The sequence below is a fragment of the Protofrankia sp. Cr1 genome (assembly GCF_963555865.1).
GTDB lineage: Bacteria > Actinomycetota > Actinomycetes > Frankiales > Frankiaceae > Protofrankia.
In genome coordinates, this window is sequence record NZ_CAUVXO010000183.1 from 1 (window position 1) to 8,509 (window position 8,509).

Consider the following 8,509-nt stretch of genomic DNA (forward strand, 5'->3'; position numbering starts at 1 on the left):
TGAGGTGCAGGTGTCAGCCCGACCGCCACTGGATCAATTGCGGAGCGTGGCCCTTGGTCGGGTTGACATTCCTCGGACCTTCGTCGCTGGGCGAGACGGCCTGCACGCTGGAGATCTCCAACCGATCTGCGCGGCGGCTCGGCGGTCCGGCTCAGCTGGACGCAGGAGGCAACGCCGGCCGGTGTACGCCGCCGGAAACCGGCGATTATTACCTGGATCCGTTCGTGGTTACGCGGCCACGCCGATTCCGGCAAAATACGTCTGGAAGGTGTTGGCCTCGATTCCGAATGTCCCGTCGTTCGGTGCCAACGCGATCGGGCGCCACCAGCTGATGTCGTACATGAATGTCGTTCCGCTGAGAACCCCGACCGTCGGCTCGGTGTTGCCCCACGGATTCCGCAGTATCAGGTACTTACTGCCGTCTCGATAGGCCCAACCAAGTATCGTATAACAATGTGACCCGACGATGTTCGTGTTGTCGTACACAATTTTCTTCGGGCTGGCCGATCCAGTGGAATATGTCCAGGCGGTCATCGGCCGGAATGTACGGTAGCTCAGCGAGTTCGAGCGGACGACGTCCCACAGCTGGTCGCCTGATCGACTTGCTGTGTCGTAATAAGACGTGTTTCCGCCGGTGAGCTGGGCGGTGGCGAAGACGCAGTCGCCCCAGGCCGTGGCCGTTATGTCCGGTTGATCACTGGAGGTTCCGGTCTTGAGCTTTGCGTATGCCTTCTCATAGACGGCCGGCCAGATCTCACCGGCTTCGCTCGACCGGCAGTAGATGAATCCGCCGCCGCTGCTCAACGGCACTTTCTCGGTCACCTCGACGTCTCGGTCGACCGCGCCGCCGCTGTTCGGCTTGTAGAAGCGCACCATGTCGACGAAGGACTGCTGTGCCGATCCGGTCGCCCTCGTCAGCTGCCTGATCGAAAACGGCGTCGCCCAGGCCACCGCCGCGAGCGCCGCGATGTAGTAGCAGTTCGCCACTGCACCCTGAACCGGGTCGAAGTATTCCGCGGCTTCGTTGAAAAAGGTGCCCGCATCCGTCCACTGTGCGCCCGGCGGGGTCCAGCTGTTCGCACTTCCAACTGACTGTGGGTCGTAGCTAACGGTCCGCACGATGTCGGCCGTCAGGACGTGCGCGAGACGCCGCAGGCGGTCCTTTTCCGGTACGCGGAGGGTTAACAGGAGGCGGTTACCCGGCCCGGACTCGGCGCGTAGGACGGGTATACCACTTATGTCGTCGGTACCGAACTTCGCACCCAGGTCGCCGAGTACCTCGAGACCCTGGGTCAGATCAACCGATAGTTCCAGATCGTTGACACGCACGACTGTCTCGGAATCGAGCAACGGCGAGCGCACCTGCTGGAGGCGCAGGTTGGCATCGAGCTGGAGACCGGTATAAAGCGGACCTTCGTGTACCGGATCGAAAAGTTCCTCGTAGGGAGTCTGCAGGAGGTCCTCGAGCAGCGATCGCCGGTCCGTGACGGCGTTCCAGTCGATACGCCGTCCGGCAATAACCTCGGCCAACGGGTAGGGATTGATGACACCGGACAGCTGTGCGACATCCGGATTCGGAGTAAAGCTTTCGTCTGACGGCATGCGCGGATCCTCCGGTCGTGCCCTGAGATGATCGGGCTTCCGCCCCTTCTGGCGAGCACGACGCTAGAGGAACACTGTGGGGGCGACCCGGGTGGTTCCACCGGACTTTTGGCGGCCGGACTTCCCCGGGTTTCCCCGGGTTTCCCCTGGGCATTGGCGGCCGGCTCAGGGTCGCGGGGTTCGCCATGGGCTGGCTGGCCGCAGGAGGTCGGCTGATCGCAGTAGTACCTCGGCGAGCGTGCGGGCTTCCTCGGGCGTCAGGTAGGCGGCGGCTAGCGCGTCGAGCATCGGCGCGTCCAACCGCAGCAGGATCACCGCCGCCTGCCCCGCGGCGGCGGGCGGCTCCGGCCGGACAGTGATCTCTGCCTGGCCGATCCGGGTGGTCAGGACACCGTCATACGGATCGTGGTGCACCAGCGCCATGGTCATCCACTCCTCCCGAACCGAGTTGATCCTGGCCGACGCACTTGTTGGACTCCCGTTGGCCGGTCGGGGTTGCCCTGGTCGGACGTCGAGAACGCGACCGGCCCAGCGGCATCCTCGCGATCCCGGTGGAGCCCCGCTGTCGTCCCGGCGACGTTCGGCCACGTTGTGGTCCTGAGAGTGACGATACAGACGCGCAGTTGAATATTGCTGACGGGAATATTGATCATTATGTGCGAGCAGTAGCTCGACTGTCATCAACAGCTCATAAGAGGAGGGGCGCGATGTCGACGATGTCCGAACGACCCGCTGCTGACGTGTCCGGGAATGATCACAATGATCTGTGTCACCCTGCCCTGATCCGCGGCCTGACCAGGCCGCGGATGGCGTTGCCGCAGGCAGCTCCGCCGCGGTCTGGACGCGTGGGCGCCGAGGCGGATCTTGGACGGCGGGCGTTCCTCCGACTGTCCGGCATGCTGACGGGTGGCGGCGTTCTGCTGGCCGCCTGCGGCTCGCAGAACGCGGGCCCGCCACCGGTGCCGGCGGGGCCGAGCCCTCTGCCTGCACACACCGTCGCCGACTTCTGGGCCGGCAGGACGCGGGCGGGCCATCTGGACTTCGCGAACTGGCCGCTGTACATCGACACGTTTCCCGGCCAGAAAGACGGGCATCCAACGCTTGATCTGTTCACCAGGACGACGGGAATCACGGTCTCCTACCGGGAGGTCATCGACAACGACGAGTCGTTCTACGCGGGCTTCCGGGCGTTACTCGAGGCAGGCCGCCCGATCGGACACGATCTGATGGTCATCACCAACGGTCAGGTGCTCGCGGAGCTCATCCGACTGAACTACCTGGCACCGCTGGACGGGAATCGGCTGCCCACCTTCTTCGCCAACGCAGACGCGACCGTTGTGAATCCCTCCTACGACCGGGACAACAGGTTCACGGTCGCCTGGCAGTCGGGAATCACGGGGATCGCCTACGACCCGAACCGCACCGGCCGTGAGATCAGGAGTTTCAGCGACCTGTTCGACCCGGCCTTCGCCGGCCGGGTCGGGATGTTCGGCGACGTCCGGGACCTGCCGAACTTCACCCTGGTGGGGCTGGGGATCATGCCGGAAACCTCGACCCCGGCGGACTGGCGCAAGGCCGCGGACACCCTACGCAGGCAGCGTGCTGATCGTATCGTCCACAACTACTACCAACAGGACTACATCGAGCCACTCAAGAAAGGGGATGTGTGGCTCTCCATGGCGTGGTCCGGCGACATCTTCCAGGCCAATGCCGAAGGCGCGGACCTGCGTTTCGTCGTCCCGGACGAGGGCGGGATCCTCTGGACGGACAGCATGTGCATCCCGGTCACCGCACCGCATCCGGTGGATGCGATGACATTTATGGACTTCGCGTACCAGACGGACGTCGCGGCGAAGCTGGCCGAAGGAATCAACTACATCACGCCCGTCCCGTTCGCCCGTGATCGGATCCTGCGGGACGCGGTCGCGGCCACTGGTGACCAGCGGGCGCAGCTGACCGCCACGGCCAACAGCTCGCTGGTCTTTCCCACCCGTGCAGATCTTGCCCGTCTGCACCGCTACCGGGTTCTGGACAGGGCGGAGGCCGCCGAGTGGAATGCCCTGTTCCAGCCGATTTACCAGACCTGATCATTATCGGGTATGTCGCCCGCCGCGGCGTTCACCGCCGTACAAGTGCCGCGTCGAGAGCGGTTGAAAGCAGGTCCACGTCGGCGAGGTCGATGACCAGCGGCGGGCAGAAGGCCAACGTCGAGGAACCGAGTGGCCGGACGATGACGCCATGGGTGAGCATGCGGTCGCGGATCTCCGCGGCGGCCAGACCGCCCGGCAGGTCCACCGCCCACATCGCGCCGTGGCCGCGGACGTCGGGGAGACCGTGCGCGGTCGCGACCGCGCGCAGTCCCGTCTCGAGGCGCTCGCCGATCACCGACGCCCGGCCTGCCAGCCCTTCGGATTCGAGTATGGCGATGTTGGCCAGCGCGGCCGCGCATGCCGCCGGATGCCCGGAGTAGGTGCCGCCGTGGCGCAGCACCACGTCTGGACGGCGTAGCGGTTCGTGCACCGCGGGGCCGATGAGTACTCCGCCGAGGGGCTGGTAGCCGCTGGTCACGGCCTTCGCGAAGGTCACGAGGTCAGGCCGGACGCCGAAGTGCCGGGCACCGAACCAGCTGCCCAGCCGACCGAACCCGGTGATCACCTCGTCGAGGATCAGGAACGCGCCGTGGGCGTCGCACAGGTCCCGCAGGCCCGTGAGATACCCGGGGCGCGGCGGATACACACCGCCCGCCCCGATCACGGGCTCTGCGATGACCGCGGCCACCCGACGGGGCTTGTCCGTCATGATCGCTGCCACGGCATCCAGGTCGTCCTTGTCCACCCGGATGATGTCGCCGACACCCGGGCCGAAGCCGGCCCGGTTCGCGGGCAGGCCGGTCAGGCTCATGCCGCCGTAGGTGACGCCGTGGTAGCTCGGAGACCGGCTGATGATGATCGACCGCTCCGGTTCGCCGGCGACTGCGTGTGCCAGGCGGGCGATCTTCATGGCCGTGTCCACCGCTTCCGATCCGCCGCAGGTCAGAAACACCCGGGCGCCCGGCATGGGTGCCAACGCGGCGAGTCGCTCGGCGAGCGCGTCGGCCGCCGGGTTGGTGAACCGCTCGAACAGGTGGAAGGCGTCGAGTCGCCGCAGTTGCGCCGCCACCGCTTCGATGATTTCTTCGCGACCGTGTCCGGCTGCGCAGTACCACAGACTCGCCATGGCGTCGACGTAGCGCCGACCGGAGTCGTCCACAACGTGCGCACCCTTGCCGGAGACGATGCGGATGAACGAGTCCGGCGTCGCAGCCGGGCGCGCGAACGGGTGCAGTAGCGGCGGCAGCGCCGTGCTCCGATCGACACCGGTGGTGGAATCGTCGGTTTCTGCCGGCGTGATGTGCACGGTGATCCGCCCCCCTCATGGACGTTCCACGCTGACTCGTGGCGCAACCATTCTCACTCCAAGAGCGGCTGGATATGCGTCCGCCTCGGGCTGCGCGAAGGGGAACAGTCGGTATGGAGCCGACATTTCTCGTCCTGGCGTGTTCCTTGGATTCCCTTGTCGATGAGGTGATCGGGCTACGCTTTCCGTACCTGACTAGAGGGCCAAAGGGCGCGCGACGATCGTCAGATCGCGCGCCCGCAGGCCGCAGTCCCGGTAGCGCTACCGGAAGGGACGCGGGGAGTATGAGCGGAACGACAGCTGAGTCGAGGGCGGGCGCTTCACCCGCCGACCAGGCAGACCAGGCAGACCAGGCAGACCAGGCAGACCACGCCGACCACGCCGACCCCGTCGGCTCGGCCGGCTCGGCCGAGCGGACGAGCGCCCTCACCGAGCGGGAGGAGCGCCGCCTGGCTGAACGCACACCAGGCTCCCGGGCAATGCACTCCCGGGCACGTCAATCGATGACCGGTGGGGTGCCGTCGTCCTACCAGGCTCGCGACCCCTGGCCGATCTACCTGACGCACGGGCGGGGTTCGCTGGTGTGGGACGTGGACGGAACCGAGTACTGCGACTTCCACAACGGTTTCGGCTCGATGGTGCAGGGGCACGCGCACCCGGCGATCGTTCACGCCGTGCGTGAGCGGATCGGGCTGGGTAGCCACTTCGCGATGCCGACCGAGGACTCGGTGATCGTCAGCGAGGAGCTGGCCCGGCGTTTCGGGCTCCCGCAGTGGCGCTATGTCAACTCGGGGTCGGAAGCGACCATGGACGCGATCCGGATCGCCCGGGCGGTGACCGGACGTGAGACGATTATTAAGATCTTCGGCTCCTACCACGGTCATCACGACTATGTGATGGTCTCGATCGGAACTCCCTACGACGACATCGGGCCTGCCGATCACATGGCGTCGCTTGCCTATGGCGAAGGTATCCCGTCGGCGGTGGTCGACCTGACCGTGCCGGTGCCGTTCAACGATGCCCCGGCCATGGAGCGCCGGATCGAGGCGTTGGTGGCCCAGGGGCGTCCGCCGGCTTGTGTGATCATGGAAGCGGCCATGATGAACCTCGGTGTGATCCTGCCCGAGCCCGGCTATCTGGAGGCCGTCCGGGACATCACCCGCCGGCACGGAATGGTGTTGATTTTTGATGAGGTCAAGACCGGCCTCTGCGTGGCGCCCGGGGGAGCGACCGAACGGTTCGGTGTGCGCCCGGACATGGTCACCCTGGCCAAGGCGCTCGGCGGCGGGCTGCCGTCCGGGGCCATCGGTGCCACGGCTGACATCATGGAGGTCGTCGCCGCCGACCGGGTCAAACAGGTGGGGACGTTCAACGGCAACCCGCTGACCATGGCCGCCGCACGGGCCAGCCTGTTCGAGGTCCTCACTGCGGACGCGTATGTCCATCTTGACCGCTTGGGAGATCGGCTTATCGCCGGTTGCGAGGAGATTCTCCGGCGCCACGAGCTGCCCGGCTACACGGTCGGTATCGGCTCCAAGGGCTGCGTGCACTTCGCCGATGCCCCGATCCGGGACTATACGTCGTTCATGGCGCACCAGAACCCGGCTCTGCCGGAGCTCGCCTGGCTCTACAACGCCAATCGCGGCGTCCTGATGGCGCCAGGCCGGGAGGAGGAGTGGACGCTGTCGGTGCAGCACTCCGACGCCGATGTTGACCGCTACCTGGCCGCCTTTGCGGCCATGGCCCACGACCTCGCGGACGCGACGGTCAGCGGGTGAGCCGGGTGAGCCGGGTGAGCCGGGTGAGACGGGTGCGGGCATGACGTGGAATGCGTGGTTCGGTGTGGTTTCCGCGGTAGATCCGTCTGCCGGGCACGCAATCGATGGTCTAGTCTGCTTGTTGGTGGCCTTTTCAGTGAGACAGGCCCCGGTGGTCGCCGATGACGGCTAGGGCCTGGGAGCAGACAGCCTTTTGCGGCGTAGCCCCGTTCCATCCGTGCTGGTCAGCGGAGTGTGTATGGACAGGATCCTCACAAATTTCATCGGCGGCGCCGGTGTCGTCGCTCTCGACGGACGAACGATGCCCCTGGTCAACCCGGCCACGGCAGCGGTCTTCGCCGAGGCACCCGTGTCCGGACCGGCCGATGTGGACGTGGCGGTGCGCGCGGCGTCGGACGCGTTCGAATCCTGGCGTGACACCACACCGAGCGAGCGGGCCAGAGCCCTGCTCAAGCTCGCCGACGCCATTGAGGAACGCGCAGACGATCTCGTCCGGGCAGAGTGTGAGAACACCGGGAAACCGATCGCGCTCACCCTGGCTGAGGAGATTGCGCCGACGGTGGACCAGATCCGTTTCTTCGCCGGTGCCGCTCGGCTGCTTGACGGACGTTCGGCCGGCGAGTATCTGGCCGGGCACACAAGTTTCGTGCGTCGTGAGCCGGTCGGCGTCTGCGCGCAGGTGACCCCCTGGAACTACCCGCTGATGATGGCGGTGTGGAAGTTCGCGCCGGCGATCGCCGCGGGCAACACCGTTGTGCTCAAGCCGTCGGAGACGACCCCGGTCAGCACGTTGCTGTTGGCCGAGATCGCAGCCGAGTTCCTTCCCGCGGGCGTCCTCAACGTGGTATGCGGGGATCGGGACACCGGCCGGGCCCTGATCGCTCACCCGGTGCCGGCGATGGCGTCGATCACCGGCAGCGTCCGGGCTGGGATGGAGGTTGCCCGGGCAGCCGCTGACACCCTCAAACGGGTCCACCTGGAGCTTGGGGGCAAAGCGCCGGTCATCGTCTTCGACGACGTCGATGTCGCTGCGGCCGCAGCGGGGATCGCGGGTGCCGCCTATTTCAACGCCGGTCAGGACTGCACCGCCGCCACCCGGATTCTGACCGCGCCCGGCGTCCACGACGATCTTGTCGCAGCCCTGGCTGAACAGGCACGGGCGACCAGAACGGGCGCTCCGGACGAGCTGGACGCAGCCTACGGTCCGTTGAACAACGTCGGTCAGCTCGGCCGCGTCCACGCGATGGTGGATCGCACGCCGAAGCATGCGCAGGTGCTCACCGGCGGGGCACCGTTGAACCGCTCGGGGTTCTTCTACCCGGCGACGGTTGTCGCGGGCCTGCGCCAGGATGACGAGCTGATCCAGCATGAGATCTTCGGACCGGTTGTGACGGTCCAGCGGTTCAGCTCCGAGGACGAGGCTGTTGCCTGGGCGAACGGGGTCGAATACGGGCTCGCGTCCAGTGTGTGGACGCGAGATCATTCTCGGGCGATGCGGGTTGCCCGCCGGCTGGACTTCGGCTGCGTATGGATCAATACCCACATTCCGTTGGTGGCCGAGATGCCGCATGGAGGCTTCAAGAAGAGCGGATACGGGAAGGATCTATCGGTCTACGGCCTTGAGGACTACACCCGGATCAAGCACGTGATGAGCAACATCGAGTTCTGACCGGCTAACCGCACCGTCAAGGTATGAAAAGTCCCAGCCGGCCGCAGACGAGGTTCCAGGACCT

At 66.2% G+C, this 8,509-nt stretch carries 6 protein-coding genes; 3 read left to right on the forward strand and 3 right to left on the reverse strand.

The features are described 5' to 3' along the window. Positions 1-228: 228 nt before the first annotated feature. Together U9980_RS15175 and U9980_RS15180 are read right to left on the reverse strand one after the other, a co-directional pair. Positions 229-1,602 (reverse strand): C2 family cysteine protease, encoded by a 1,374-nt coding sequence (locus tag U9980_RS15175; protein ID WP_322768506.1) that lies wholly within the window; start codon positions 1,600-1,602, stop codon positions 229-231. Positions 1,603-1,767: 165 nt separating this feature from the next. After that, the gene (locus tag U9980_RS15180; RefSeq protein WP_322748975.1) at positions 1,768-2,025 is read right to left on the reverse strand and encodes a hypothetical protein; all 258 of its coding nucleotides are present in this window, start codon (positions 2,023-2,025) and stop codon (positions 1,768-1,770) included. Between the two features lie 284 nt (positions 2,026-2,309). Between U9980_RS15180 and U9980_RS15185 the strand changes: the two genes are divergently transcribed. After that, the gene (locus U9980_RS15185; RefSeq protein ID WP_322768507.1) at positions 2,310-3,689 is read left to right on the forward strand and encodes a spermidine/putrescine ABC transporter substrate-binding protein; all 1,380 of its coding nucleotides are present in this window, start codon (positions 2,310-2,312) and stop codon (positions 3,687-3,689) included. 31 nt (positions 3,690-3,720) lie between these two features. Here the strand turns inward: U9980_RS15185 and U9980_RS15190 are convergent, their stop codons facing one another. Then, positions 3,721-4,998, reverse strand: coding sequence for an aspartate aminotransferase family protein (locus U9980_RS15190; protein ID WP_322768508.1), 1,278 nt, complete (start codon positions 4,996-4,998; stop codon positions 3,721-3,723). Positions 4,999-5,282: 284 nt separating this feature from the next. Between U9980_RS15190 and U9980_RS15195 the strand changes: the two genes are divergently transcribed. Continuing rightward, positions 5,283-6,776 carry an aspartate aminotransferase family protein gene (locus U9980_RS15195; protein ID WP_322768509.1) on the forward strand — a complete coding sequence of 498 codons (1,494 nt, stop codon included), beginning with the start codon at positions 5,283-5,285 and terminating at the stop codon, positions 6,774-6,776. A 238-nt stretch (positions 6,777-7,014) separates the two neighbouring features. Next, positions 7,015-8,445 (forward strand): gamma-aminobutyraldehyde dehydrogenase, encoded by a 1,431-nt coding sequence (locus U9980_RS15200; RefSeq protein ID WP_322768510.1) that lies wholly within the window; start codon positions 7,015-7,017, stop codon positions 8,443-8,445. Positions 8,446-8,509 lie beyond the last annotated feature (64 nt).

Excerpts from the sequence above, each read along its gene's own strand:
- U9980_RS15175 (WP_322768506.1), bottom strand. The coding sequence starts at position 1,602 with ATGCCGTCAGACGAAAGCTTTACTCCGAATCCGGATGTCGCACAGCTG.
- U9980_RS15180 (WP_322748975.1), bottom strand. The coding sequence starts at position 2,025 with ATGGCGCTGGTGCACCACGATCCGTATGACGGTGTCCTGACCACCCGG.
- U9980_RS15185 (WP_322768507.1), top strand. The coding sequence starts at position 2,310 with ATGTCGACGATGTCCGAACGACCCGCTGCTGACGTGTCCGGGAATGAT.
- U9980_RS15195 (WP_322768509.1), top strand. The coding sequence starts at position 5,283 with ATGAGCGGAACGACAGCTGAGTCGAGGGCGGGCGCTTCACCCGCCGAC.
- U9980_RS15200 (WP_322768510.1), top strand. The coding sequence starts at position 7,015 with ATGGACAGGATCCTCACAAATTTCATCGGCGGCGCCGGTGTCGTCGCT.